This is a genomic window from Streptomyces venezuelae, assembly GCF_008642275.1.
Lineage (GTDB): Bacteria > Actinomycetota > Actinomycetes > Streptomycetales > Streptomycetaceae > Streptomyces > Streptomyces venezuelae_E.
Genome location: NZ_CP029189.1, coordinates 534660 through 559475, shown reverse-complemented (window position 1 = coordinate 559475; position 24816 = coordinate 534660). Strand labels below are relative to the sequence as shown.

Here is a 24816-nt window from a genome sequence, read left to right as displayed (position 1 = left end):
GGCCGGCACGTCCGACCCGGAGGGCTCAGGCGGGGGCGCCGGGCTCCTTCGAGGAGCGGGCGGCTCCGGCCGCCGAGTGCAGCGCGCGCAGCGCCAGCAGCAGGATCCCGATGTCGTCCAGGTATACCGGGTCCGGGATCAGGTCCACCGGCGAGATCGTGTAGACGACCGCGACCCAGAACAGAGCCTTGTCCTGCAGCGGGATCCCCGCGTCGACCAGCAGTCGCCGGGCCGCGAAGACCCGGGTGAGCAGCACGGCGGCGAGCACGGCGAGTCCCACCGCGACCAGGGTGCCCAGAACGAGCCAGACCTTTCCGTCCATGGCGGCCCTATACCCCGATACCGGGTCGCGCTACCCCGCCGGCGCCGAGATCCGCTCAGGCGCCCTCTCCGCGCAGCCGGCGGCCGACCTCGCCCAGACCGTCGGCGAGGGCGTCGAGCTGTCCGGGGGTGAGGACGTCGACGAGGATCTCCCGGACCGTCGCCACGTGCCCGGGGGCGGCCTCCTCCAGCTTGGCCCGGCCGGCGTCGGTGAGGACGGCGAAGACGCCGCGGACGTCGGAGGGACAGCTGCGGCGGCGGACCAGACCGGCCTTCTCCATCTGGGTGACCTGGTAGGTCAGCCCGCTCTTGGAGTTGATCAGGCCGTTGGCCAGCTCGGTCATCCGCAGTTCGCGCCCGGGCGCCGCGGCGAGCCGCACGAGGATCTCGTACTGGGGGTGCGAGAGCCCGGCGTCGTCCTTGAGCTGTTGGTCGAGGCGGCGGTTCACCAGGGCCGAAGCCGCCAGGAATCCGCTCCAGGCGCGCATCTCGCGGTCGTCCAACCATCTCGGTTCAGCCATGACCCCAGACTACACGGGTTGTTCCAATTTGAATCAATGGTTAGGGTCGGGGCTAGCGGTTCGAATTTGAACAACACCCTCCCTGCCTCCCCATCGGGCCGCTCGACCGGAAGGACCCACCGATGACCAGCCCCTCCGTCACCGCGACGAAGCCGCAGGCCGCCGCGCCGGCCGCACGCCCCGAGCCCTCCGCCCCCTCCACCCCGGGTCACGACACCGGCCTGCTCCTGCTGCGCCTGGTCCTCGGTCTGACCATGGCGGCGCACGGCACGCAGAAGCTCTTCGGCTGGTTCGGGGGCGGCGGCATCAGCGGCACCGGCCAGTTCTTCACCGCCAGCGGCTACCCGGCGGGTGACGCCATGGCGGTCCTCGCCGGTCTCACCGAGACCCTCGGCGGGCTCGGCCTCGCCCTCGGGCTGCTCACCCCCCTCGCCGGAGCCGCCATCGTCGGCACCCTCGTCAACGCGATCGCCGTCCACGGCGCCGGAGCCTTCTTCGCCCCGAAGGGCATCGAGTACGAGCTGCTGCTGACCGCGGGCGCCGCGGCCCTCGCCCTCACCGGGCCCGGACGGTACGCCGTCGACCGCTTCCTGCCCGTCCTGCGGGGCCACCGCCTCGCCCACGGCGCCCTCGCCGTCACCCTCGGCCTGGTCCTCGGCGCCGTACTGCTCCTCGTGCGCGACTGATCCGGGGGCCGGTGCGCACGCCGGGTGGGCCGCCGCGGCCCGCCCGGCGCCGGCGCGTTCCGACCAGCCAGACAGTTTTGCGCCAACTCTCTTTGACCTCAGGCGAGTTGCTGCTGTGCTCACCTATCTTCTACGGGGCACATCAGTCCGCCCCAGGAGGTCAGATTGCAGTCCAGGCGCTTCCTCGCCCTTCATCGCGCGATACGCCGTTCCCACCTGCTCATCGCCCTCGGCCTGGGCTCCCTGTTGGTCGGTCTGACCCCGTGGTTCGTGGTCACGAGCACCGCGGCGGCCGGCCGCGCACCGGCGCCCCGTCCCGCCCCCGTGCCCTTCGACCAGCAGACGGCGAAACGGTCGCCGCACCACGGCATCGTCCCCGCGAACGCGATGGAGCCGACGGCTCCGACCCTGGACCGGGCGGGATGGACGGCCACGGCGAGCGACGAGGAGACCGGCGCCGAGAACGGCCGCGCGGCCAACGTCCTCGACGGGAACACCGCCACCATCTGGCACAGCAAGTGGGCTCCCACCCCCACCCCGCTGCCGCACGTCATCACCGTCGACATGCACCGCACCCAGGTCGTCTCCGCCCTCGTCTACCGCCCCCGCACCAACGGGCCCAACGGGCGCGTCGGCGAGTACAGCATCAGCCTCAGCACCGACGGGCTGGGCTGGGCGACCCCGGTCGCCACCGGCACGCTCGCGGACGACGCCAGCCCCAAGACCCTCGGATTCGCCCCCCAGGGCGCCCGGTTCGTCCGGCTGACCGCGCTCACCGAGGCGGGCGGCCGCGGGCCCTGGTCCTCCGCCGCCGAGATCGAACTGCTGGGCGACCCCGGCACCCCGGCGGCCACCATCGACCTGTCCCGCGCCGGGTGGACGGCCGCCGCGAGCGACGAGGAGACCGGCGCCGAGAACGGCCGCGCGGCCAACGTCCTCGACGGCAAGGACAGCACCATCTGGCACAGCAAATACGCTCCCACCCCCACCCCGCTGCCGCACAGCATCACCATCGACATGCACCGCACCGAGGTCGTCTCCGCCCTCGTCTACCATCCCCGTCCCGACGGCCCCAACGGGCGGGCGGGCGCGTACACCGTCGCCACCAGCGCCGACGGCGTCACCTACGGGGCACCGGTGGCCTCGGGCACCTGGCGGGACGACGACACCGTCAAGACCGCCACCTTCACCCGCGCCACGTCCGCCCGCTTCGTCCGGCTGACCGCGACCGGCGAGGCCGGCGGCCGCGGACCCTGGACCTCGGCCGGTGAGATCCGGCTCAGCGGCCCGGCCAGCCCGGCCGTCCACGGCTCCTGGGGCCGGATCACCGGCTTCCCGCTGGTGCCGGTGGCCACCGCCGCCCTGCCCGGCGGCAAGCTGCTGGCCTGGTCCGCGTACGCCGTCGACCGCTTCGGCGGCAGCAACGGCTACACGCAGACCGCGATCCTGGACCTCAAGACGGGCAAGGTCACCCAGCGCCGCATCGACAACACCGGGCACGACATGTTCTGCCCGGGCATCGCCATGCTCGCCGACGGCCGGGTCCTGGTCACCGGCGGCAGCAACGCGGAGAAGGCGAGCATCTACGACCCGGCGACCGACACCTGGTCCGCCACCACGAGCATGAACATAGCCCGCGGCTACCAGGCCATGACCCTGCTCTCCACGGGCGAGGCCTTCGTCCTCGGCGGGTCCTGGAGCGGATCCACGGGCACCGACAAGGCCGGCGAGGTCTGGTCCCCGGACACCCGTACCTGGCGCAGCCTGGCCGGTGTCTCCGCCGTGCCGGCACTGACGGCCGACCCGGCCGGTCCCTACCGGGCCGACAACCACATGTGGCTGCACGCCACTTCGGGCGGCAAGGTGCTGCAACTGGGCCCGAGCAAGCAGATGAACTGGATCTCCACCAGCGGGCAGGGCGGCATCACCTCCGCCGGCACCCGGGCCGACAGCCAGGACGCCATGACCGGCAACGCCGTCGCCTACGACATCGGCAAACTGCTCACCCTGGGCGGCTCGCCCGCCTACCAGGACAGCCCGGCCACCCAGCGCGCCTACACCGTGGGCATCTCGGGCAGCCAGGTCCAGGCCGCCCGCACCGGTGACATGGAGCACGCCCGTGCCTTCAGCAACAGCGTGGTACTGCCCGACGGCAAGGTGGCCGTCTTCGGCGGGCAGGCCTATCCGGTGCCGTTCAGTGACGCCACCTCCGTCCTGACCCCCGAGCTGTGGGATCCGGCGACCGGCGCCTTCACGCCGCTCGCCACCATGGCCGTTCCGCGCAACTACCACAGCGTGGCCAACCTGCTGCCCGACGGACGGATCTTCTCCGGCGGCGGAGGTCTGTGCGGCGACTGCGCGACCAACCACGCCGACGGGGCGATCTTCACCCCGCCGTACCTGCTCAACGCCGACGGCACCCCGAAGCCCCGTCCCGCCATCACCGCGGGCGTGCCCCCCACGGCCGCGCCGGGGGCCCAGCTCACGGTGAGCACCCAGGGCCCGGTGGCGTCCTTCGTCCTGATGCGGGCCGCCGCCGCGACCCACTCCACCGACAACGACCAGCGCCGGGTTCCCGTGGTGTCCACCGCCGCGGGAGGCGGCACGTACACGGTGTCCGTACCCGCCGACACCGGGGTGGTCCTGCCGGGGACCTACATGCTCTTCGCCCTCGACGCCCAGGGCGTGCCGAGCATCGGCCAGTTCGTCACGATCTCCTGACCCGACCCCTGAGCGAAGTCCGGGGCCGAGCTGATTGGCCCCGGACATTCAGGGGAATAGCGCACAAATGACACAACCCATCGAGGACTACGCACTCATCGGCGACCTGATGACCAGCGCACTGGTCGGCCGAGACGGGTCGATCGACTGGCTGTGCCTGCCCCGCTTCGACTCGGGGGCCTGCTTCGCCAAGCTCCTCGGCGAGGAGGAGAACGGCCACTGGCGCATCGCGCCCCTCGACGCCGCGGTCGGCGAGCCCTGCACCCGCCGCGCCTACGTCGACGGATCGCTCATCCTGGAGTCGTACTGGGAGACCGAGACCGGGACCGTCAAGGTCACCGACTTCATGCCCCAGCGTGAGGTCGCCCCCGACGTCATCCGCATCGTCGAGGGCATCAGCGGCACGGTCAGGATGCGCAGCACCCTGCGCCTGCGCTTCGACTACGGCCACGTCGTGCCCTGGGTGCGCCGCAGCGACGGCGACCGGGTCGCCGTCGCCGGGCCCGACTCCGCCTGGTTCCGCAGCGAACCCCCGGTCCGCACCTGGGGCGAGGCGAACAGCACCTGCTCCCAGTTCCCCGTCACCGCGGGCCGGCGCGTCGCCTTCGTCCTGACCTGGCACCCCTCGCACCGGCCGCGCCCCGAGCCCTGCGACCCCTTCGACGCACTGGAGCAGAGCCTCGCCGACTGGCGGGAATGGACCTCGCAATGCCGCTACGAGGGCCCCTACCAGGAAGCGGTCACCCGCTCCCTGATCACCCTCAAGGCCCTCACCTACGCCCCGACCGGAGGCATCGCCGCCGCGGCCACCACCTCCCTTCCCGAGGAGCTGGGCGGCATCCGCAACTGGGACTACCGGTACTGCTGGCTCCGGGACTCCACCCTCACCCTCGGCTCGCTCCTGTCCACCGGCTTCCTCGACGAGGCCCGCGCCTGGCGCGAGTGGCTGCTGCGCGCGGTCGCCGGTGACCCCGCCGACCTCCAGATCATGTACGGGATCGCCGGTGAGCGGCGGATCCCCGAGAGCGAACTGCCCTGGCTGCGCGGCTATGCCTCCTCCGCCCCGGTCCGCGTCGGGAACGCCGCCGTCGACCAGCTCCAGCTGGACGTCTACGGGGAGGTCATCGACTCCCTCCACCTGGCCCGGACCGCCGGCCTGCCCTCCGAACGCCACGCCTGGCGGATCCAGCTCGCGCTGCTCGACTTCCTCGAACGCAACTGGCAGCGCCCCGACGAGGGCCTGTGGGAGGTCCGCGGCCCCCGCCGGCATTTCGTGCACTCCAAGGTGATGGCATGGGTCGCGGCCGACCGGGCCGTACGCACCCTGGAGAGCGACCCTTCCCTGGACGGCGAGGTGGAACGCTGGCGGGCCATGCGCGACGAGGTGCACCGCGACGTCTGCGAGCGGGGCTACGACCCCGTGCGCGGCACCTTCACCCAGTACTACGGATCCGCCGAGCTGGACGCGGCGACCCTGCTCATCCCCAGGGTCGGGTTCCTGCCGCCCGACGATCCGCGGGTCGTCGGCACCGTCGACGCGGTGCGAGCCGAACTCGGCAGCAGCGGACTGGTCCGCCGCTACAGCACCGCGGGTTCCACCGTCGACGGGCTGCCCGGGGACGAAGGAGCCTTCCTGGCCTGCTCGTTCTGGCTGACCGACGCCCTGCACATGACGGGGCGGCGCGAGGAGGCCCGGGCCCTGTTCGAGCGGCTGCTGTCCGTACGCAACGACGTGGGCCTGCTCGCGGAGGAGTACGACCCCCTCGCCGGACGGCAACTCGGCAACTTCCCACAGGCGTTCAGCCACGTCGGCCTCGTGAACACCGCGCTCACCCTGGCGAGCCCGGACTGACCCGCACGAGGCGCTACGAGTCCCCGCCGGTACGGGAGGCCAGCAGCAGCGCGATGTCGTCCGGCCGGTCGGCGCTGTTGCCCGCCTCGCCGATCAGCCGGTCCGCGGTCTCGGCCAGCGGGGACGGCCGGGCCGCCTGCAGGGCCTTCCGCAGCCGCTCCACCCCGACGTCGATGTCGAGGCCCGGATTCTCCACCAGCCCGTCCGTGTACAGGGCGAGGACCGAGCCCGTCGTCAGCCGCAGCTCCGTGACCGGGTACGAGGCCTCCGGGTCGATGCCGAGCACCACGCCGCCCGCCAGGTCCAGCACCTCGGTCCGGCCGTCCGGGTGGCGCAGCAGCGGCTGGGGGTGCCCGGCCCGGGCGGCCATCAGCGAGCCCGTCGCCGGGTCGAGCAGCATGTAGCAGCAGCTCGCGAACTGGCCCGGATCCAGGTCGATGAGCAGCCGGTTGGTGCCGCTCACCACCTGCTCGGGGGTGCTGCCGCTGAGCGCGAAGGCCCGTACGGCGCTGCGCAGCTGGCCCATCGTCGCCGCGGCCGCCACCCCGTGACCCTGGACGTCACCGATGACCAGGGCCAGCAGGCCGGTGCCCGTCTCGACGACGTCGTACCAGTCGCCGCCGACGTCCATGCCCAGACTGCCGGGGAGGTAGCGGCCGACCGTGTCCACGTGCTCCCGAACCGGCAGCCGGTGCGGCAGCAGGGCCGACTGCAGCCCACGGGCGAGCTCCACCTCGCTGTCATAGCGCCGGGCCCGTGCGAGCGCCTGCGCGATCAGACCGGCCAGCGCCGTGAGGACCGTGCGCTCCTCCGGGCTGAAGCCGCGGGGCGCGTCGAAGCCGAGGATGCACGAGCCGACCGGCCGGCCGGAGGCGATCAGCGGCAGGAACGCGCGCGCACCGACGTCGGCGTCCAGCGGAATGCCCGGATAGGCGGCGGCCAGGTGCTGCATCGACTCGAAGAACAGCGGCCGGCCGGTGGTCAGCGTCTCCACGCCGGGCAGCCGGACATCGAGGGAGACCCCGTCGAACCGGTTGAGGAAGCCCTGCGGGAAACCGGTCTCCCAGGCGAGGTACATGTGCCGCTCGTCGAGGAGGTAGATCGCCAGCTGGCGGCCGCCGAAGGCCGGCAGCAGCTCCTCGGTGACCACCGCCGACACCTGCCGGGCCGTGACGGCCTCCGTCAGCGCGATGGCCAGGGCGACCGGACGGTACAGCGACGAGGCCTCGTCGGCGGACGCGTCGAGGGCCGCGTACGCGGACGCGTCAGCGTCGGCCCCGGCGTCCCCGTCCCCGTCCACGCCCACGTCGGCGCCGGCGTCCATGTCGGCGTCCGCGTTCCGCCGGGCCCGTGACTCGGGCGCGTAGACCGGTTTCGCGGAGGTGCCCAGCGTCAGGGTCACGCCGTCGGCCGCGGGGTACAGGTCCACCGACAGCCACTGCCCGGGCGCGTGCCGGCCGCGCCGGGCCGGGAAGTGCACCGGTTCGCCGGACATGAAGCCCGCCCGGAAGTGGTCCTCGTAGGCGGGATGCCCGAGCCACGGCAGCGCCTCCCACAGCAGCCTGCCCTGCAGACGGGGACCGTCGAGGCCGAGCAGCTCCTCCGCCGCGGTGTTCACGTAGCCGATGCGGCCCTCCCGGTCCAGCGAGAGCACCGCCTGCGCGAGCCGGTCCGCGGCCTTGCGGGCGCCCTCGGCACCGGCCTCGGGCGGTGGCGCCGGTACGCCCACCGGGTCGCCCTCCCACAGCACCCGGGCCCCGGCCGCCGCGAGGGCGGTGAGGTCGGAGGCCAGCACCTCCGCGGTCCGTCGCAGCCGTTCGCGGTCCGCGGTCCCGACCGCAATCCCCGGGGTCGCCTCGCGCAGCACCACCAGCACGCCGAACCGCTCCGTCCCGGCGGACACCGGCTCGTACAGCGAGGCGAAGGTGAACGGCAGTCCGGCCATCAGCTGCGGGAAGCGGCTCATGGCCGACTCCGCGTCGGGCAGGTGCACGGCCTGCCCGGAACGGTAGGCCTCGGCGACCGGGAACGGCCGGTTCACCTGCATCCGCCACCAGGGCCGGAACAGCTGCAGCGGCAGCCCGGCGAACACGGCCATCAGGAGCAGCCCGGTGGTGGGTGAGCGCAGGTAGACGCCGGCCGCGTACCCACCGACGGCCTCCATCGCGTTCACGGCGGCCCGTGCGAGCACCTGGGCCGTCGCATCAGGGGCATCCGTGGTGTCAGGCGCGGCGCCGACGCTGCCCGCTCTCGCCATCACACAGCCAGGATGCGCCCTCGGCGCCGCCGCCTGCATCCTGGCTGGTCGCGGCCCGCGGCCCTGCCCCGGCCGATAGGCCGGACCCCTTCCCTCGTCCGGGGGACGCACGGGTGTGCGGACCGCCCCCGGACGGCGCCGCGGGGCACGATACGCACGCGTCCCACCCCCGGCAGGTCACCGGAAGGCAGAGCATGCGGTTCCAGTACGACACCATCGGCGAGCGCTACGCGCAGTCCACGAGCACGGCGGCCTTCTCCGCGGCCGACACCTACACCCTGCACGGCGCCCTCGACGCCCTCGGCGGGGTACGCGGCCTCGACGCCCTCGACCTGGCCTGCGGATACGGATACAACACCCGGCTGCTGGCCCGCGGCGGGGCCCGGCGGACCGTCGGCGTGGACGTCTCCGAGGAGATGATCCGGCAGGCCCGCGCGCACGAGGCGACCAAGGACCGGCCGGACGTCGAGTACCACGTCGCCGACGCCGCGGGCCTGCCGCACCTGGGCCCCTTCGACCTCGCGACCGCCGCGTACGTCTTCAGCTACGCGCCCGACCGCAGGTCGCTGCACGCGATGTTCCGGTCCGTCCGGGCCAACCTGCGGGCGGGCGGGCGGCTGCTCGCCATCGTTCCCAACGCGGGGGCGTTCCCGCGCGTGGACTGGTCGCCGTACGGGGTGCGCATCCTCGACCGGGTCCCGGACGGCGACGCGCCGCTGCTCAAGGCGCACTTCCTGACCGAGCCCCCGGTGCCCTTCGAGTTCCGCGAGTGGGCGCACGCCGACCTCGCCGAGGCCGCCGTCGACGCGGGCTTCGTCACCGTCGGCTGGCAGCCGAACCGGACCCCTCCCGCCGACGCCGTACGCGACGAGGCGTACTGGACGGCGTACCGCGCGTGGCCGATCAGCTCGCTGATGACCTGCACGGCCTGAGGCGCGGCCGTCAGCGATCCGCCCGTCACCGCCGTGCCCTCAGCGCTCCGCCGTCGACCTGATCAGTTCGACGATCCGCTCGCGCGCCGCCCGCCCCTCCGGCACGGGCAGCAGCGGGTACCCGTGCGGCAGTCCCGCCGCCTCGTGGAACTCCACATCGGCCCCCTCCGCGCGCGCCCGGCGCAGCAGCTCCCGGCTGTCGGTGGTCAGCACGTCCCGGGTCCCGGTGAACACCGTCATCGGGGCCAGCCCGGCGAAGCCGCCGTGCAGCGGGCTCACCCGGGGATCCTCGGCGGCCAGGGTTCCGGCGTACAACCGCCCGGCCTCCCGCAGCCCCGGCCGGGCCAGCAGCGGATCGACCGCCTCGATGGCCGCCTGGTCCGGATGGCTCATGGTCACGTCCAGCCAGGGCGAGATCAGCACGATCCGGGACGGCTGGTCCCCGGTGCGGTCGCGCAGCCGCTGCGCGGCGGCCAGCGCCAGCCCCGCCCCGGCGGAGTCCCCGATCAGCACCGTCCCGCCGGATCCGCCGCCCGCGATCAGCCCGCTCAGCAGGTCGGCGGCGACCGGGACGGTCCGGTCGGCGGTACCGCGCGGAGCGAGGATGTACGCGGGGACGACCACGCGCGCCCGCGCCCGCGTGACCAGGGTCCGGATCAGCGCCCAGTGCGGGCGGACCAGCTCGTGGACGTAGCCGCCGCCGTGGACGTACAGCACATGGGCCGCGGGCTCCTCCCCGAGCGGGGACACGTCGTACACCGGCCAGGCGCCGACGAAGGTCCGCGAGATGTCGGCGACCCGCCCCAGGGACCGCGGCGGCAGATGGGAGGCGGGCCGGCGGGCGGACTCGGCCACCCGGCTCCGGACGGCCTCCGCGCTCGCGTACCGTCTTCGCCGTCCCGCTGCGGTCAGCGCCACCGACAGCGCTCTGCTGCGCAGACTCGGCACGCCCCTCACCTCCCCTTTTTCCCGCGCCGTCGCCGGCGCGAGCCCCATCCCCGTCACGGGAGGAGCATAGGCGTGAAGCTGTGCTGTCGACCCGCTTAAGAAAGTCTCGATGGACTGATCACCGCGCCGATCGGCAGATTGGTGCACGTCACCGCCGCCGTTCGGGCCCCCGCCCGCGGCGTACCCTTCCGCATGCCTGGAGCCACCCCATGAAGGCACTCGTCAAGCACAAGGCAGAACCCGGCCTGTGGCTCATGGACGTCCCCGAGCCCGAGTACGGCCCCGGCGACGTGCTGATCAAGGTGCTGCGCACCGGCATCTGCGGTACCGACCTGCACATCCGCGCCTGGGACGGCTGGGCGCAGGGCGCCGTCAAGACCCCCCTGGTCCTCGGCCACGAGTTCGTCGGCGAGGTCGCGGCGCTCGGCGCGGACGTCCAGGACATCGAGGTCGGCGCGCTGGTCAGCGGCGAGGGCCACCTGGTGTGCGGCAAGTGCCGCAACTGCCTGGCCGGCCGCCGTCACCTGTGCCGCAGCACGATCGGACTGGGAGTCGGCCGCGACGGCGCCTTCGCCGAGTACGTGGTGCTGCCCGCCCAGAACGTGTGGGTCCACCGCACCCCCGTGGACCTGGACGTCGCCGCGATCTTCGACCCGTTCGGCAACGCCGTGCACACGGCGCTGTCCTTCCCGCTGGTCGGCGAGGACGTCCTGATCACCGGCGCCGGCCCGATCGGGATCATGGCGGCGGCCGTGGCCCGGCACGCCGGTGCGCGCAACGTGGTCATCACCGACGTCAGCCCCGAGCGCCTGGAGATCGCCCGCAAGGCGGGCGCCACCCTCGCCGTCAACGTCGCCGAGTCCTCCATCGCCGAGGCCCAGGCCAAGCTCGGCCTGCGCGAGGGCTTCGACATCGGCCTGGAGATGTCCGGCCGCGCCGAGGCCATGCGCGACATGATCGACAACATGACGCACGGCGGCCGCATCGCCATGCTCGGTCTGCCCGCGCAGGAGTTCCCGGTGGACTGGGCGAAGGTGGTCACCTCGATGATCACGATCAAGGGCATCTACGGCCGTGAGATGTTCGAGACCTGGTACGCGATGACCGTCCTGCTGGAGGGCGGGCTCGACCTCAGCCCGGTCATCACCGGCCGTTACTCGCACCGCGACTTCGAGGCCGCCTTCGACGAGGCGTCGACCGCCCGCAGCGGCAAGATCATCCTGGACTGGACGGCGTAACCGCCCGCCGTACCGGCCGGGCCCCACCGGCCGCCGTACCCACCGAACCATCTCCCTCGGGCCGGGCCCCGCACACCCTCCCCCCTCCGCGGGGCCCGGCCCCCTCCCTCGTCGCCCTCCGCCGCACAAGGAGAACCGCACCATGTTCGAGACCGTCCGCGAGGAACTGCGCTCCACCCTCGACGAGATCCGCGCCGCCGGCCTGCACAAGCCCGAGCGCGTCATCGGCACCCCGCAGAGCGCGGCCGTCGCCGTCACCTCGGGCGGCGCCGCCGGCGAGGTGCTCAACTTCTGCGCCAACAACTACCTGGGGCTGGCCGACCACCCCGAGGTCGTCGCCGCCGCGAAGGAAGCCCTGGACCGCTGGGGCTACGGAATGGCCTCCGTCCGCTTCATCTGCGGCACCCAGGAGGTGCACAAGGAGCTGGAGGCGCGGCTCTCGGCCTTCCTCGGCCAGGAGGACACGATCCTCTACTCCTCCTGCTTCGACGCCAACGGCGGCGTCTTCGAGACCCTGCTCGGCGCCGAGGACGCGGTCATCTCCGACGCCCTCAACCACGCCTCGATCATCGACGGCATCCGGCTCAGCAAGGCCAAGCGCTTCCGCTACGCCAACCGTGACCTGGCCGAGCTCGAAGCCCGCCTCAAGGAAGCCACCGAGGGCGGCGCCCGCCGCAAGCTGATCGTCACCGACGGCGTCTTCTCCATGGACGGCTACGTGGCCCCGCTCGCGGAGATCTGCGACCTGGCCGACCGCTACGACGCCATGGTCATGGTCGACGACTCGCACGCCGTCGGCTTCGTCGGCCCCGGCGGCCGCGGCACCCCCGAGCTGCACGGCGTGATGGACCGCGTCGACATCATCACCGGCACCCTGGGCAAGGCCCTCGGCGGCGCCTCCGGCGGTTATGTCGCGGCGCGCGCCGAGATCGTGGAGCTGCTGCGCCAGCGCTCGCGCCCGTACCTCTTCTCCAACTCCCTCGCCCCGGTCATCGCGGCCGCCTCCCTCAAGGTCCTCGACCTGCTGGAGTCGGCCGGTGACCTGCGCGAACACCTCGCCGCCAACACCGCGCTCTTCCGTACGAAGATGACCGAGGCGGGCTTCGAGGTCCTGCCCGGCGACCACGCCATCGCCCCCGTCATGATCGGCGACGCGGCCGAGGCGGCCAGGATGGCGGAGCTGCTCCTGGAGCGCGGCGTGTACGTGATCGGCTTCTCCTACCCGGTGGTGCCGATGGGCGCGGCCCGCATCCGCGTCCAGCTCTCCGCGGCCCACTCCACGGCCGACGTCGAGCGCGCGGTGGCCGCCTTCATCGACGCCCGCGCGGCCCTCGGGACCACTGGGGCCTGAGAGGAGCACGAGGTCCGAAGGGCCTCTGCACCCTGAGACAATGGTGGGGTGATCGACCCCCGCCGGCTGCGCATCCTGCGGGCCGTGGCGGACCACCGTACGGTGACCGCCGCGGCCGCAGCCCTCTACCTGACCCCTTCGGCCGTTTCCCAGCAGCTCGCCGCCCTGGAGCAGGAGACGGGCCACGCCCTGCTCACCCGCAGCGGCCGGGGCGTACGGCTCACCGCGGCCGGTGAGATCCTGCTCGGCCACGCCCACGAGGTGCTCGCACAGCTGGAGCGGGCGGAGGCGGAACTCGCGGCGTACGCGGGCGGTTCGGCGGGCGAGGTCACCGTCGCCGCCTTCGCGACGGGCATCGCGGAAGTCCTGGCCCCGGCCATCGCCCGGCTCGCCCTGGAACGGCCCGGCATCCGGCTGCGGGTCCGGGACGCCGAGGGAGACCAGAGCCTGCCGCTGCTGCTGGACGGCGAGGCGGACCTCGCTCTGGCCGTCGAGTACCGCGGCGGCCCCGGTGCCGACGACGCGCGGCTGTCCGTCCTCCCGCTGTACGCGGAACCCTTCGACGCGGTCCTGCCCTCGGGGCACCCGCTGGCGGACCTGCCCGCGGTGTCCCTGGCCGACCTTGCCGATTCGGACTGGGTGGGCCAGTACCCCGGCAACCCCTGCCACGACGTGACGCTGCTCGCCTGTGAACTGGCGGGCTTCCAGCCCCGGCTGGTGCACTCCTCGGACGACTTCCGCGCCGTGACGGCGCTGGTCGGCGCGGGGGCCGGAGTGGCCCTCGTCCCGCGCTCGGCCCTGCGCGGCATGGACCTCAAGGAGGTCCAGGTCCGCCCGGTCACCGGCCCGGCCGCCACCCGCCGGGTCTTCGCGGCCACCCGCCGAGGCGGCGAGACCCACCCGCTGATCGCCCCCGTCCTGGCGGCACTGGTCCGGGAGTCGGAGCGCCTGCCGACCCACTGAGGCACCCGGTGGCAGGGTGAATGGTTTCGCCACGCGCCTGTACGGGTGAACTCCGGCGCGCGCTCTGTCAAGGGCGGCCCCCACGGTCGAAGACTGTGCCCCGAGCCGTAGGAGCCCACCCCGACCACGGAGGCATCATGGGCCGAGCCACCGCCGAAACCGCCGAAACCGCCGGCACCCCCGACGACCCCGACTACCTCAAGCACTCGGCCGAGGTGGTCCGTGATCACCTGGCAGCCGCCACCGAGCTCGACACCTTCCTGGAGGACGCGGGCACCCTCACCCTGGAGCAGCGGACCCTCCTCGTCGACCAGGCGCTGGTGCTGCTGGAGCAGAACTACGTACACCTGCCGCTGAAGATCGCGATGCACGCCGTCAACCCCGTACAGCGGCTGCGCCTGATCCGCCGGCAGCTGGAGCAGCAGACACCGGCCACCATGCCACCCGAGTGGATCTTCCACTCGGAGATGTCGAAGGTGTTCAACTCGGTGCGGGACCTGCACACCAACTACCAACTGCCCGCGCCGTTCGCGAAGAAGATCGCCTTCCTGCCCTTCCTGGTCGAGGAGACCACCGACGGACCGGAGCCGCGCTTCCTGGTCACCCTCGTCATGCAGGGCTTCTCCGCGCCCGGTTTCGAGCCCGGGGCCGAGATCACGCACTGGAGCGGAGTCCCCATCGGGCAGGCCGTCGAGCTCAACGCGGGCCGGTTCGCCGGCGGCAACGTGGCGGCGCGTCGCAGCCGGGGCATCGAGTCGCTGACGGTGCGCTCGCTCTCCGCCCACCTGCCCCCGTTCGAGGAGTGGGTGACCGTCAGCTACCTCGGCACCGACGGCGTCCAGCGCGAACTGCGGGTGTTCTGGAAGATCGTGGACGTCTTCGGGGAGCAGGCCGGACCCGATGGCGAGGAGGCGCTGGTCCTGGGAGTGGACTACGAGTCCGAGGAGATCAGCCGGGCCAAGGTCATGCTCTACGTCCCCCATGTCATCGAGCAGCAGCAGGCGGTGGCCGCGGGAGAGTCACCCCGGTCCGCGGCCGGGGAGATCGCGAGCACGATGCCGGAGGTGTTCACGGCCCGCTCCGTCGAGACCCCTTCAGGGAACTTCGGCCACATCCGCATCCACACCTTCATGGTTCCCGACTCCCGGGCCTTCGTCGACGAGTTCGTCCGGCTCATCGGCACGCTTCCGCAGAACGGCCTGATCGTCGACGTGCGGGACAACGGCGGTGGCTCCGTCTGGGCGGCGGAGCGCACCCTGCAGACCCTGACCGCACGTCACATCACGCCCGAGTCCTTCCAGTTCATCAACACCCCGCTCAACCTGCGGATCTGCCGGAGCAGCGGACAGCTGGACCCGTGGGTGCCGTCGATGGAGCAGGCGGTCGAGACCGGCGCCACCTTCTCCGCCGCGCTGCCCCTCACTCCGGAGGACCTGGCCAACGAGAAGGGCCAGCAGTACTTCGGCCCGGTCGTCCTCGTCACCAACGCCCGGTGCTACTCCGCCACCGACATGTTCGCCGCCGGCTTCCAGGACCACCGGATCGGGACCGTGCTCGGCACCGACGACAACACCGGGGCCGGCGGCGCCAACGTCTGGGAACAGGGCGACTTCCTCGCGGACTTCCCGCTCGCCTCCTCGCCCTACCGGCCGCTGCCGAACGGAGCCGGCATGCGCGTGTCGATCCGCCGTTCCCTGCGGGTCGGTGACCGCTCCGGCACACCCCTGGAGGACCTGGGCGTCGTACCGGACGTACGCCACCGGATGACCCGGCGCGACCTGCTGGAAGGCAACGCCGACCTCCTGGCGCGAGCCGGTGAACTGCTGGCGGCCCAGCCCGTGCGGGAGCTGAACATCGCCAATGTCGCGCGTGCCGACGGGGCGCTCCGCCTCAGGCTGACGACGGCCAACATCGACCGCGTCGACGTCTACCTCGACCGGCGTCCCGGTGCCTCCGTGGACGTCCCCGACGGCCAGGCCGACGTCACCGTGCCGGGAGCCACGGCCGCCCGGTCGGTGCAGGTCGAGGGATACGCCGTGGGCGAGCTCGTCGCCAGCCGCACCATGCCGCTGTAGGCACAGGGGAGGGGCGGGCGGTGCGGTGGACGGCCGGACGGGCCCGGCAGCCGCCCCCCTCCGCCCCCTCCGCCCCCCGCCCGCTGGCCCGCTCGCCCGTTCCCCGTTCGCCGTTCGCCCGTTCCGCGTTCGGTTCACACCGTGATGACGTCGACCCCCGCCGCGGTGAAGGCCCGGGCCACGGCCGGGGCCAGGTCCGTGTCCGTCACCAGGACGTCCACCGACGAGGTCGCGCAGATCCGGGCGAAGGCGCGAACGCCCAGCTTGCTGGAGTCGGCCGCGACGACCACCCGGCGGGCCCGTTCGCACAGCAGGCGGTTGACCGAGGCCTCGTCCTCGTGCCGGGTCGCCGCGCCGTCCTGCGGGTCGAAGCCGTCCACGCCGAGCACCGCGGTGTCCACCGCGAGCTGCCCGAGGACCTGTTCGGCGAGCGGCCCGGTCAGTTCGTACGACTGGGAGCGTGCGACTCCGCCGGTCAGCACGATCTTGAACTGAGGCCGGATCACCAGCTCGCCCGCGATGTTGAGGGCGTTGGTGACCACGGTGAGCGCCGGCGAACCCTGGGCCAGGTCCGGGCGCCCGGCCAGCGCGCGCGCCACCTCGGTGGTCGTGGTGCCGCCCGTCAGGCCGATCACCTCGCCGGGGGCGATCAGGGCCGCCACCGCCTCGCTGATCCGGCGCTTCTCCGCGGCGCGGCGTGACGTCCGGTAGCGCAGCGGGAGTTCGTACGAGACCCCGTGCACCACCGCCCCTCCGCGCGTACGGACCAGCAGTTGCTGCTCGGCGAGCTGGTCGAGGTCGCGGCGGATGGTCGCGGCGGACACACCGAGGGCCTCGGCGGCCGGTTCCACCTCCAGCTCGCCCCGTTCCACCAGCAGGTCCAGCAGTGTCTGCCAGCGCTCCTTGCGGGTCATCGGCCGCCCCTCCCGTACTCGTCCCGTGGCCTCGGCCGGGCCACCCGGCGACACTAACTCAGCACATCACCCCGTGGTTGCTTGAAGTTGCGCGAAAACGCGAGCTATCTTGCAGGAAAGTGCAAGAAGTCCCATGCGGATGCCACACACCGCACGTAGAACGCTCCACGCCCTGCACATCCAGTCCCGCCCGCCGCACGAGGGAGCCTGAATGAGTCACGTCGCGTACGAGTTGGGCACGCAGCCCGCATGCTGGGAGCGGGCCGCCGAACTGGCCCCGGCCCGCCGGCCGGTGCTCCCGCAGCCGGGGGAGCGCACCGCGATCGTCGGGTGCGGTACCTCGTACTACATGGCCCAGGCGGCCGCCGTGCTGCGGGAGGAGTCCGGACAGGGCGAGACCGACGCCTTCCCCGCATCCGAGTTCCCGCGCCACCGCCGCTACGACCGGGTGGTCGCCCTGACCCGGTCCGGGACCACGACCGAGGTACTGGACCTGCTGGCCGGACTGAGGGACGCGGGCGTGCCCACCACCGCGGTCATCGGCGACCCGGCCACCCCGGTGATGACCGCCGCGGACGAGCTGGTCGTCCTCGACTTCGCCGACGAACAGTCCGTCGTGCAGACCCGGTTCGCGACCACCGCCCTCACCCTGCTGCGCGCCCACGTCGGGCGGCACACCCCCGCCGTGGTCGCCGACGCCCGCACCGCCCTCGTCGAGCCGCTGCCCGCCGACGTCGCAGGCCGGGGCCAGTTCACCTTCCTCGGCCGCGGCTGGAGCGTCGGACTCGCCCACGAGGCCGCCCTGAAGATGCGCGAGGCCTCGCTGTCCTGGGCCGAGTCCTACCCGGCGATGGAGTACCGGCACGGGCCCGTCAGCGTGTCCGGGCCGGGCACCGTCACCTGGTCCCTCGACCAGGCCCCCGACGGGCTGGCGGAACAGGTACGCGCCACCGGCTCCCAGTGGGTGCCCGGACGGCTCGACCCGCTCGCCGAACTGGTCCGCGTACAGCGCCTCGCCCTCGCTGTGGCCACGCACCGGCAGCTGGATCCGGACGCACCGCGCAACCTCACGCGCTCGGTGATCCTCACCACCGGCGAGGAGGCGGTCCGATGAGCCTCGTCCGCGCAGGCGACCTGGTCCTGGAGGCCGCCGCGGCCGGCCGGGCCGTCGCCGCCTTCAACGTCATCACCCTGGAGCACGCCGAGGCCGTGGTCGCCGGGGCCGAGGCGGCCGGCCTGCCGGTCATCCTCCAGCTGAGCGAAAACGCCGTGAAGTTCCGCGGCGGGCAGCTGCTGCCCATCTCGCGGGCCGCAGGCGCGTGCGCGGAGGCCGCCGGGATCCCCGTCGGCCTGCACCTCGACCACGTCAAGAGCCCCGAGCTGCTCCGGCAGGCCTGCGACGCCGGATACAGCTCGGTGATGTACGACGCCGCGCAACTCCCTTACGCCGAGAACCTGGAGGCCACCCGGTCCGCGGCCGACTGGGCGCACGCCAACGGGCTGTGGATCGAGGCCGAGCTGGGCGAGGTCGGAGGCAAGAACGGCGCCGCGCCGCTCGACCCGCACGCGCCCGGCGCCCGTACCGACCCCGACGAGGCCCGGCGGTTCGTCGCCGACTCCGGGGTCGACGCCCTGGCCGTGGCCGTCGGCAGCAGCCATGCGATGACCAGCCGGACCGCGGCCCTGGACCACGTGCTGCTGGCCCGGCTGGCCAAGACCGTGGACGTGCCGCTCGTCCTGCACGGCTCCTCGGGGCTGCCGGACGCCGAGCTCGCGGCGGCCGTCGCGGGAGGCATCCGCAAGGTCAACATCGGCACCGCCCTCAACGTGGCGATGACCGGGGCCATCCGTACCCACCTGACCGAGGCGGACCCCCGGCCGTACCTGACGGCGGCCCGTACGGCGATGACGGCGACGGCGAAGGCTATGATCAGCGCCCTGAACTGAACTGGCGTGCGGCGGGGGCGGCGATCATGGACACACAGCGCGGACGCACGGATCGCCGTCGGTTCCTGATGATCGCCGGAGTCCCGCTGCTGACGGTGGGCGCGGGCCTGACCTACCTCCTGTGGCCGGAGCCGCCGCTCCGGCCCGAGGTCCGCAGCGACCTGGAACCGCTGAACCGGCGGCTCGGGCCCTTCCTGGGCGAGCTGACCGACGCGCACTGGCTGGGCTACGACATCGACGACACGGGTGACAGCCGGAGCATTCCGGGCCCCGACTCCCGGGTCCGCGTGGTCGGTGTCGCCCGCCTGGCCGCCGGAGGCGCGGCCGCGATCACCGGCCGCCCCGAGCACGCCTTCGCCGCCGTCGGCGCGCCCTCCGGCGTGCCCGCCGCTTTGAAGCAGCACCTGCCCGCCGCCGCGGCCTGGCAGCACAGCCCCGGGTTCGACGCGTCGGCGAACCGCCAGGGCGCCGACAGCCAGGCCTCGGACGGGCTCCCCTCGGGCCGGTACCTCTTCGACACGGCCCGTGACCTCGTCCACTTCGACGTCCTGTACCTCTTCACCTGACACCGGGCCGGCCGGGACGGACCTCAGCGCGGTGCGAGCCGGGCCTGGTGGTACTGGATCCCGTGCCATTTGGCCTGGTCCGGGCGGCGGCCCCGGTCCAGGGACCGGGTCCCCTCGGCGAGCGTCAGGGCGCGTTCGGTGGACAGGACCAGGGCGACGAACCAGGTGGTCCGCTCGGGCTCGACGGTCTCGTCGTAGTACCAGTCGGCGGTGACACGGGCCTCCCCGGCGAGGAACGGACGCTGCAGGAAGTCCTGCACGGGCAGCGGGAAATGGCCGAGCACACCCTGGGCCCCGGGGTCCAGTTCCAGGCGCAGCACCGGAGCCCCCGGCAGACCCGGGGCGGTGGCCCGCCCGTCCGGTGCGGGGCTCCCGTCGAAGGTCCGGCTGCGCAGCGAGCCCGGCTCCACCCGGGTGCGCTGCCCGCGGAACTCCGCCACCCCGTCCCGCAGCACCTGGCCGACCCGGCACAGCCCGCGGTCACCGACCGCCAGCGCGCCGGGACGCCCGTCGGCATCCGGCCCGGCCCACCAGGTCAGGCACCGGCCGGCCTTCTCCAGCAGCCGGGCCCGTACGTCCGGCGGGAGCAGCTCCCAGTAGGCGTGCCGGTCCGGGATCCCGGGGTCGGTGGGGAGCGCACCCGGCTCGTGGATCTGTGTCACCGCCCGCGTGAACTCGGGGTCCTCGCGCCGCCATGCGTCGATGTCCATGTCCGCCTCCATGTACGCCCATTGTGCGGCAGGTACCGGAACTGCGTTGCCTTTCATGCGAGTTGGCGGCAGATCACCCGGACCGGGCGGCCGGGCGCTCTCAGATGCCTATCGCCCCGTCGATCCGCTCGCGCAGCAGGTCGGCGTGCCCGTTGTGCCGTGCGTACTCCTCGACCATGTGGATCAGCACCCAGCGCAGCGACACCTTCCCGCGCCACGCGTCGACGGCCTCGACGTCCAGATGGGGCGCCTCGGCCACGAAGCGCTCGGCGAAGGCCACTTCGGCACGCCATGCCTCCCAGGCCGCCTCCGCCGCCTCGGGGCCGGGCGCTGCCCCGTCGAAGTCGCCGTCGGGTTCCTCCGCCGAGGAGAAGTGGGGCGGTGCGTCCTGGCCCGCCAGCACCTGCCGGAACCAGCGGCGCTCCGTATCGGCCAGGTGCCGGACCAGTCCGAGCAGGGACAGTGTGGAGGGCTCCACCGAGCGGCGCGCCAACTCCGCTCCGACGCCCGCGCACTTGAGTTCCAGGGTGGCGCGATGGTCCGCCAGGAAGGCGACCAGCATCCGCCGCTCGTCACCGGTCGCCGGGCCGCTGAAGCGACCGTCCCGCTCGGGCTCCACGAAGAATTCCGCTCTGCTGCGAGGGCTCGTCATGGTCGCGATTATCGCCGCCGGTCCCGAACGGCCGCTATCCGGGTCCTTCCGAATTCTTGTAACAGGTTCTACTCTGACCGCCGCCACCACCACAGCGACCGGCTGGACCGCGAGACCCCCGGAGGGGCCGTGCACCTCGAATACACGCCTGAGCAGCAGCAGTTGCGCACCGAACTGCGCGCCTACTTCGCCGAGCTCGTGCCGCAGGACGTCTACGCCCGCTACGAGGACCCGGCCGCCCAGAAGCGCTTCTACCGGGACACCATCCGCCGGCTCGGCGCCGACGGCTGGCTCGGGGTCGGCTGGCCGGAGGAGTACGGCGGCCGCGGGATGACCCCGATGGACCAGTTCATCTTCTTCGACGAGGCCGCTCAGGCCGTCGTACCGCTGCCCCTGATGGCGCTCAACACCGTCGGGCCGACCATCATGCAGTTCGGCACCGACGAGCAGAAGGCGTACTTCCTGCCGAAGATCCTCGCCGGGGAGATCGACTTCGCCATCGGCTACAGCGAGCCCGACGCCGGCACCGACCTCGCGGCGCTCAGGTGCAAGGCCGTGCGCGAGGGCGACGAGGAGACCGGCACCTACCTGGTCAACGGCCAGAAGATATGGACCACCAACGGGGACACCGCGGACTGGGTCTGGCTCGCCGTACGCACCGACCCCGACGCCCCCGCCCACAAGGGCATCACGATGCTGCTGGTTCCGACCTCGGACCCCGGCTACTCCTGCACCCTCATCAACACCCTCGCCTCACACGACACCACCGCCAGCTACTACGAGAACATCCGCGTCCCGGCGAGCCGCCGCGTCGGCCAGGAGAACAAGGGCTGGCGCCTGATCACCAACCAGCTCAACCACGAACGCGTCACCCTCGCCGCACACGGCACGATGGCGATCCGGGCCCTCCACGACGTCCAGCGCTGGGCCGCCGCGACGAAACTCGCCGACGGCCGCCGGGTGATCGACCTCTCCTGGGTCCGCGGCCGCCTCGCGCGCACCCATGCCCGGCTCGACGCGATGAAGCTGCTCAACTGGCAGATGGTGGGCGCGGTCCAGGCCGGCACCCTCACCCCGCAGGACGCCTCCGCGGTCAAGGTGTACGGCTCGGAGGCCCGCCGGGACGCGTACGCCTGGCTGATGGAGATCGTCGGCGCGGCCGGCTCCCTCAAGGACGGCTCGGCGGGCGCGGTCCTGCACGGAGAGCTCGAACGCGGCTACCGCAGCGCCGTGATCTTCACCTTCGGCGGGGGCAACAACGAGATCCAGCGCGAGATCATCTCCTGGATCGGCCTCGGCATGCCGCGCGTACGCCGCTAGAGCGTTGTGACTCACAACGATAGTCGGCACATGACGACCGTTGTTGTCACCGGACGTGCGTGCGAACTTTTCGTCGAGCCGGATGGCTGACGTGCGTTCGGTCCCGGGCGCGCGTCAGAACGGTCGCCGGTCGGGGAAGGGGTGCGTGCGGCTGGTGCCCGGCGTCGGACAGGGCCCCGCCGGAACTGGGGCAGCAGCGTTGGACGGACCGGCCGCCGCTCCCTCGTTGGTACGGGCTCTGCGCGGCATGGCCCGGCACAGCTCCGCGGTCGGACTTCACGCCCTGGCCGGTGCAACCAGTCGGCAGTGGACGTCCACCATGCCCTCGACGGAGTGGGTGAGGCGTTCGGCGAGGGGGATCAGGTCGCCGTCGCGAACCTCGCCGGTCAGCGTGGCGACACCTTGTGCCACGGTGACCTTGACGGCTTCGTGGGAGAGGGGAAAGAGGCGGTCTACGACGGTGCGGCGGATCTCGGTGGCGAGTTCTTCGTCGGTGCGGAGGAAGACCTTGAGGAGGTCGGCGCGGCTGACGATGCCCTTGAGGGTGCCGTCGGCGTCGACGACAGGGAGTCGCTTGATGTGCCGGTCGGCCATGAGACGCGCGGCCTGAGGCAGGGTGGCATCGGGGCGGATCGTGACGGCCGGGGTGGTCATCAGGTTCTCGGCTCGGGTGGAGCCGGCCTTGGCGGTGTCGCCCAGGCGGCGCATCTGTTCGATCAGGCCCGGGCGGTGCTCGTGGAACTCCTCCTTGGGCAAGAGATCGGCTTCGGAGACGACGCCGACGACGTGGCCCTCGCCCTCGATGACGGGGAGGGCGGTCACCTTCCACCGCTCCATCGCGGTGGCGATGTCCTTGAAGCCGGTCGAGGGGGTGACGGCGATGACCTTGGTGGTCATGACGTCGGCGACGGTGTACGGGGTGGAGGTCATGGCGAGGTCCTCAGCGTGCGTAGGCGAGCGGGGTGCCGCTGCCGTGAGGGGCGGACAGGTCGAGGAGTCGGGTGCGGGCGGAGTCGAGCCGGTCTGCGATGACGGCGGCCACAGCGGTGGAGACGGAGCGGCCGACGGCCGAGTCCTCGACCACGTTCTTGTGGCCGGGGACGTGGGTGTCGAGGCCCACGGTGCCGCACTGGATGATCCAGAACTTCTCGGCTTGCCGACGTTCGTTGAAGATGCGGGTGCCGGCCGGGAAGGTCACGGGGTGGGAGTGGGCGAGCAGGGCCTCGCGGGCTTCCGGTGCCATCGCTCCGAGGATGCTGTGCATGGTGCTCATGGAGTGCCTCCAACCCTTCGCATCCACCCTGGTCGGTGGGCCACCGTGTCCGGGAGGGCCGCGCGGTGCACACCGCCGGGGCCGTCCGGCCCCGTCAGCGGACCAGGACGGCCTCCCCGGACTTGGGTACGACGGCCGTCCAGCCCAGTTCGTCGTCGATCCGGTCGCGCAGGGTCTCGGCGGCGCTCTCCTCGCCGTGGACGAGGTAGGTGGTGTGCGGGGCCGGGGCCGGGGCGCCTCGCAGCCAGTCGATGATCTGGCCGGCGTCGGCGTGTGCGGAGAAGTGCGGGACGTCGGCGACTTCGGCGCGTACGGGAACGTACTCGCCGAACATCTTGAGCGTGCGGGCGCCGTCCACGAGGTCGCGGGCGCGGGTGCCGGCGGCGGCGAAGCCGACGATGACCACGGCATTGCGGGGGTCGGGCAGGATCCGGTGGAGGTGGTGCAGGACGCGACCGCCGGTGGCCATGCCGGCGGAGGAGACGATGATCGCCGGCCCGGTGGAATTGTTGATGTCGATCGACTCCTGGACGGTCCGGGCGGCCTGGAAGGGCTCCGGGCTGATCGCAGCCTCGCCCTGGGCGAGGATCTCGGGGCGTAGTTCGGGCGAGCGGGTCCGTACGGCGTCGCGGTAGACGTCCAGTGCGGCCAGGGCCATGGGGCTGTCGACGTAGACCGGTACGTGGCGGGGCAGGGTGCCGTCCCTGCGCAGGGTGGCGAGCTCGTGCAGGACGACCTCGGTGCGGTCGATCGCGAAGGCCGGGATGACCACGGTCCCGCCACGGGACAGGGCGCGGGTGATCACCGAGGCGAATTCCCTGCGGGCGCTCTCGTGGTCGTGGCGGCGGTTGCCGTACGTCGACTCCATCAGCAGGACGTCGGCGCCGGAGAAAGGCTCGGGCGGCAGGAGGAGCGGGTGGCCGGGGCGGCCGAGGTCGCCGCTGACGGCCAGGGTGTGGCCGTCCTCCAGGGTCAGGTGCCCCCAGGCGGAGCCGAGGATGTGACCGCCGTGGTGCAGCATCAGCTTCGTGCCGGCCATGATCTCGATCACGCTGCCCACCGATACCGGGTCGAAGTACTTGATCGTGTGGTCGACGTCGTCATCGTCGTAGAGCGGCTTGGCGGGCCGGTGCTTGGACCAGCCGTGCTGGTTTGCGTGCTCGGCGGCCTCCATCTGCAGCCTCGCGCTGTCGCGCAGCACGATCTCCGCGAGCCGGGCAGTGGCCGCGCTCATCAGGACCGGACCGCGGAAGCCGTGCCGGACCAGTCGCGGCAGGTACCCGCAGTGGTCCAGGTGGGCGTGCGTCACGACGACGGCGTGGATGTCCGAGGCGTCGCAGGGCAGCCTGTCCCAGTTGCGGCGCCGTAGGTCCGCGACACCCTGGAAGAGTCCGCAGTCGACGAGGATCCGGGCGTGGTCGCTCTCGACCAGGAACTTGCTGCCGGTGACCGTCCGTACACCGCCGAGGAACCTCAGCAGGGCCGGGCGGGCGGAAGCATGGGACGGGGCTGACTGGGACATGGCAGCAGCCCTCCTTTCGGAACGGATGCCGGTCTCCACCGTCGCAC

At 72.7% G+C, this 24816-nt stretch carries 22 protein-coding genes; 12 read left to right on the top strand and 10 right to left on the bottom strand.

All coding sequences use genetic code 11. From position 1 onward, the window contains the following. Positions 1–25: 25 nt before the first annotated feature. Both DEJ51_RS02475 and DEJ51_RS02470 read right to left on the bottom strand, forming a co-directional pair. The gene (locus DEJ51_RS02475; protein ID WP_150255861.1) at positions 26–322 is read right to left on the bottom strand and encodes a YkvA family protein; all 297 of its coding nucleotides are present in this window, start codon (positions 320–322) and stop codon (positions 26–28) included. Positions 323–377: 55 nt separating this feature from the next. Beyond that, positions 378–842, bottom strand: coding sequence for a MarR family winged helix-turn-helix transcriptional regulator (locus DEJ51_RS02470; RefSeq protein ID WP_150255859.1), 465 nt, complete (start codon positions 840–842; stop codon positions 378–380). Between the two features lie 122 nt (positions 843–964). Between DEJ51_RS02470 and DEJ51_RS02465 the strand changes: the two genes are divergently transcribed. From DEJ51_RS02465 to DEJ51_RS02455, 3 genes are all read left to right on the top strand, one after another. After that, on the top strand, positions 965–1528 hold the full coding sequence (locus tag DEJ51_RS02465) for a DoxX family membrane protein (protein WP_150255857.1): 564 nt from the start codon (positions 965–967) through the stop codon (positions 1526–1528). Between the two features lie 165 nt (positions 1529–1693). Beyond that, positions 1694–4249, top strand: coding sequence for a discoidin domain-containing protein (locus DEJ51_RS35455; protein WP_263411694.1), 2556 nt, complete (start codon positions 1694–1696; stop codon positions 4247–4249). Between the two features lie 67 nt (positions 4250–4316). Then, a complete protein-coding gene (locus DEJ51_RS02455) occupies positions 4317–6101 on the top strand; it encodes a glycoside hydrolase family 15 protein (RefSeq protein WP_150255855.1) in 1785 nt (594 codons plus the stop codon). A gap of 13 nt (positions 6102–6114) precedes the next feature. Here the strand turns inward: DEJ51_RS02455 and DEJ51_RS02450 are convergent, their stop codons facing one another. Continuing rightward, complete coding sequence (locus DEJ51_RS02450; RefSeq protein ID WP_190620867.1) at positions 6115–8358, bottom strand: SpoIIE family protein phosphatase; 2244 nt, start codon at positions 8356–8358, stop codon at positions 6115–6117. A 194-nt stretch (positions 8359–8552) separates the two neighbouring features. Between DEJ51_RS02450 and DEJ51_RS02445 the strand changes: the two genes are divergently transcribed. After that, positions 8553–9290: a class I SAM-dependent methyltransferase gene (locus tag DEJ51_RS02445; protein ID WP_150255851.1), complete on the top strand. Its 738-nt coding sequence runs from the start codon at positions 8553–8555 to the stop codon at positions 9288–9290. Positions 9291–9329: 39 nt separating this feature from the next. On the opposite strand, the gene DEJ51_RS02440 is transcribed toward DEJ51_RS02445, so the two are convergent. Then, entirely contained in the window at positions 9330–10238 is a 909-nt protein-coding gene (locus DEJ51_RS02440; protein ID WP_223835628.1) for an alpha/beta hydrolase fold domain-containing protein, read from the bottom strand. Positions 10239–10447: 209 nt separating this feature from the next. Here DEJ51_RS02440 and tdh point away from each other — a divergent pair, with 209 nt between their 5' ends. The 4 genes from tdh to DEJ51_RS02420 all read left to right on the top strand — a co-directional run bounded on the left by tdh (position 10448) and on the right by DEJ51_RS02420 (position 15865). Then, entirely contained in the window at positions 10448–11476 is a 1029-nt protein-coding gene (gene tdh / locus DEJ51_RS02435; RefSeq protein WP_150255849.1) for an L-threonine 3-dehydrogenase, read from the top strand. A gap of 142 nt (positions 11477–11618) precedes the next feature. Next, entirely contained in the window at positions 11619–12827 is a 1209-nt protein-coding gene (locus DEJ51_RS02430; RefSeq protein WP_150255846.1) for a glycine C-acetyltransferase, read from the top strand. A gap of 48 nt (positions 12828–12875) precedes the next feature. Beyond that, entirely contained in the window at positions 12876–13790 is a 915-nt protein-coding gene (locus tag DEJ51_RS02425) for a LysR family transcriptional regulator (protein ID WP_150255844.1), read from the top strand. 137 nt (positions 13791–13927) lie between these two features. Continuing rightward, positions 13928–15865 (top strand): S41 family peptidase, encoded by a 1938-nt coding sequence (locus DEJ51_RS02420; protein WP_150255843.1) that lies wholly within the window; start codon positions 13928–13930, stop codon positions 15863–15865. Positions 15866–15999: 134 nt separating this feature from the next. Here the strand turns inward: DEJ51_RS02420 and DEJ51_RS02415 are convergent, their stop codons facing one another. Further along, on the bottom strand, positions 16000–16779 hold the full coding sequence (locus DEJ51_RS02415) for a DeoR/GlpR family DNA-binding transcription regulator (RefSeq protein WP_150255841.1): 780 nt from the start codon (positions 16777–16779) through the stop codon (positions 16000–16002). Positions 16780–16990: 211 nt separating this feature from the next. Here DEJ51_RS02415 and DEJ51_RS02410 point away from each other — a divergent pair, with 211 nt between their 5' ends. Genes DEJ51_RS02410 through DEJ51_RS02400 form a run of 3 tightly spaced genes read left to right on the top strand, consistent with a single transcriptional unit; the run spans position 16991 to position 19292 of the window. Next, on the top strand, positions 16991–17893 hold the full coding sequence (locus DEJ51_RS02410; protein ID WP_150255839.1) for an SIS domain-containing protein: 903 nt from the start codon (positions 16991–16993) through the stop codon (positions 17891–17893). Continuing rightward, a complete protein-coding gene (locus tag DEJ51_RS02405; RefSeq protein WP_150255837.1) occupies positions 17890–18726 on the top strand; it encodes a class II fructose-bisphosphate aldolase in 837 nt (278 codons plus the stop codon). Before DEJ51_RS02410 ends, DEJ51_RS02405 begins: the two co-directional genes overlap by 4 nt. A gap of 26 nt (positions 18727–18752) precedes the next feature. Further along, positions 18753–19292: a hypothetical protein gene (locus tag DEJ51_RS02400; RefSeq protein ID WP_150255835.1), complete on the top strand. Its 540-nt coding sequence runs from the start codon at positions 18753–18755 to the stop codon at positions 19290–19292. Positions 19293–19315: 23 nt separating this feature from the next. On the opposite strand, the gene DEJ51_RS02395 is transcribed toward DEJ51_RS02400, so the two are convergent. Together DEJ51_RS02395 and DEJ51_RS02390 are read right to left on the bottom strand one after the other, a co-directional pair. Continuing rightward, a complete protein-coding gene (locus DEJ51_RS02395) occupies positions 19316–20002 on the bottom strand; it encodes a hypothetical protein (RefSeq protein WP_150255833.1) in 687 nt (228 codons plus the stop codon). A 100-nt stretch (positions 20003–20102) separates the two neighbouring features. After that, positions 20103–20654 (bottom strand): DinB family protein, encoded by a 552-nt coding sequence (locus DEJ51_RS02390; protein WP_150255832.1) that lies wholly within the window; start codon positions 20652–20654, stop codon positions 20103–20105. A gap of 129 nt (positions 20655–20783) precedes the next feature. On the opposite strand from DEJ51_RS02390, the gene DEJ51_RS02385 reads away from it, so the two are divergent. Continuing rightward, positions 20784–21974, top strand: coding sequence for an acyl-CoA dehydrogenase family protein (locus tag DEJ51_RS02385; RefSeq protein ID WP_150255830.1), 1191 nt, complete (start codon positions 20784–20786; stop codon positions 21972–21974). A gap of 276 nt (positions 21975–22250) precedes the next feature. Here the strand turns inward: DEJ51_RS02385 and DEJ51_RS02380 are convergent, their stop codons facing one another. The 3 genes from DEJ51_RS02380 to DEJ51_RS02370 all read right to left on the bottom strand — a co-directional run bounded on the left by DEJ51_RS02380 (position 22251) and on the right by DEJ51_RS02370 (position 24769). After that, on the bottom strand, positions 22251–22904 hold the full coding sequence (locus DEJ51_RS02380; protein WP_150255828.1) for a CBS domain-containing protein: 654 nt from the start codon (positions 22902–22904) through the stop codon (positions 22251–22253). A 10-nt stretch (positions 22905–22914) separates the two neighbouring features. Continuing rightward, the gene (locus DEJ51_RS02375; RefSeq protein ID WP_150255826.1) at positions 22915–23247 is read right to left on the bottom strand and encodes a hypothetical protein; all 333 of its coding nucleotides are present in this window, start codon (positions 23245–23247) and stop codon (positions 22915–22917) included. A gap of 94 nt (positions 23248–23341) precedes the next feature. Then, positions 23342–24769 (bottom strand): MBL fold metallo-hydrolase RNA specificity domain-containing protein, encoded by a 1428-nt coding sequence (locus DEJ51_RS02370; RefSeq protein ID WP_150255824.1) that lies wholly within the window; start codon positions 24767–24769, stop codon positions 23342–23344. Between the last annotated feature and the right edge of the window lie 47 nt (positions 24770–24816).

Excerpts from the sequence above, each read along its gene's own strand:
- DEJ51_RS02475 (WP_150255861.1), bottom strand. The coding sequence starts at position 322 with ATGGACGGAAAGGTCTGGCTCGTTCTGGGCACCCTGGTCGCGGTGGGA.
- DEJ51_RS02470 (WP_150255859.1), bottom strand. The coding sequence starts at position 842 with ATGGCTGAACCGAGATGGTTGGACGACCGCGAGATGCGCGCCTGGAGC.
- DEJ51_RS02465 (WP_150255857.1), top strand. The coding sequence starts at position 965 with ATGACCAGCCCCTCCGTCACCGCGACGAAGCCGCAGGCCGCCGCGCCG.
- DEJ51_RS02455 (WP_150255855.1), top strand. The coding sequence starts at position 4,317 with ATGACACAACCCATCGAGGACTACGCACTCATCGGCGACCTGATGACC.
- DEJ51_RS02450 (WP_190620867.1), bottom strand. The coding sequence starts at position 8,358 with ATGGCGAGAGCGGGCAGCGTCGGCGCCGCGCCTGACACCACGGATGCC.
- DEJ51_RS02445 (WP_150255851.1), top strand. The coding sequence starts at position 8,553 with ATGCGGTTCCAGTACGACACCATCGGCGAGCGCTACGCGCAGTCCACG.
- tdh (WP_150255849.1), top strand. The coding sequence starts at position 10,448 with ATGAAGGCACTCGTCAAGCACAAGGCAGAACCCGGCCTGTGGCTCATG.
- DEJ51_RS02430 (WP_150255846.1), top strand. The coding sequence starts at position 11,619 with ATGTTCGAGACCGTCCGCGAGGAACTGCGCTCCACCCTCGACGAGATC.
- DEJ51_RS02420 (WP_150255843.1), top strand. The coding sequence starts at position 13,928 with ATGGGCCGAGCCACCGCCGAAACCGCCGAAACCGCCGGCACCCCCGAC.
- DEJ51_RS02415 (WP_150255841.1), bottom strand. The coding sequence starts at position 16,779 with ATGACCCGCAAGGAGCGCTGGCAGACACTGCTGGACCTGCTGGTGGAA.
- DEJ51_RS02410 (WP_150255839.1), top strand. The coding sequence starts at position 16,991 with ATGAGTCACGTCGCGTACGAGTTGGGCACGCAGCCCGCATGCTGGGAG.
- DEJ51_RS02405 (WP_150255837.1), top strand. The coding sequence starts at position 17,890 with ATGAGCCTCGTCCGCGCAGGCGACCTGGTCCTGGAGGCCGCCGCGGCC.
- DEJ51_RS02400 (WP_150255835.1), top strand. The coding sequence starts at position 18,753 with ATGGACACACAGCGCGGACGCACGGATCGCCGTCGGTTCCTGATGATC.
- DEJ51_RS02395 (WP_150255833.1), bottom strand. The coding sequence starts at position 20,002 with ATGGACATCGACGCATGGCGGCGCGAGGACCCCGAGTTCACGCGGGCG.
- DEJ51_RS02390 (WP_150255832.1), bottom strand. The coding sequence starts at position 20,654 with ATGACGAGCCCTCGCAGCAGAGCGGAATTCTTCGTGGAGCCCGAGCGG.
- DEJ51_RS02380 (WP_150255828.1), bottom strand. The coding sequence starts at position 22,904 with ATGACCTCCACCCCGTACACCGTCGCCGACGTCATGACCACCAAGGTC.
- DEJ51_RS02375 (WP_150255826.1), bottom strand. The coding sequence starts at position 23,247 with ATGAGCACCATGCACAGCATCCTCGGAGCGATGGCACCGGAAGCCCGC.
- DEJ51_RS02370 (WP_150255824.1), bottom strand. The coding sequence starts at position 24,769 with ATGTCCCAGTCAGCCCCGTCCCATGCTTCCGCCCGCCCGGCCCTGCTG.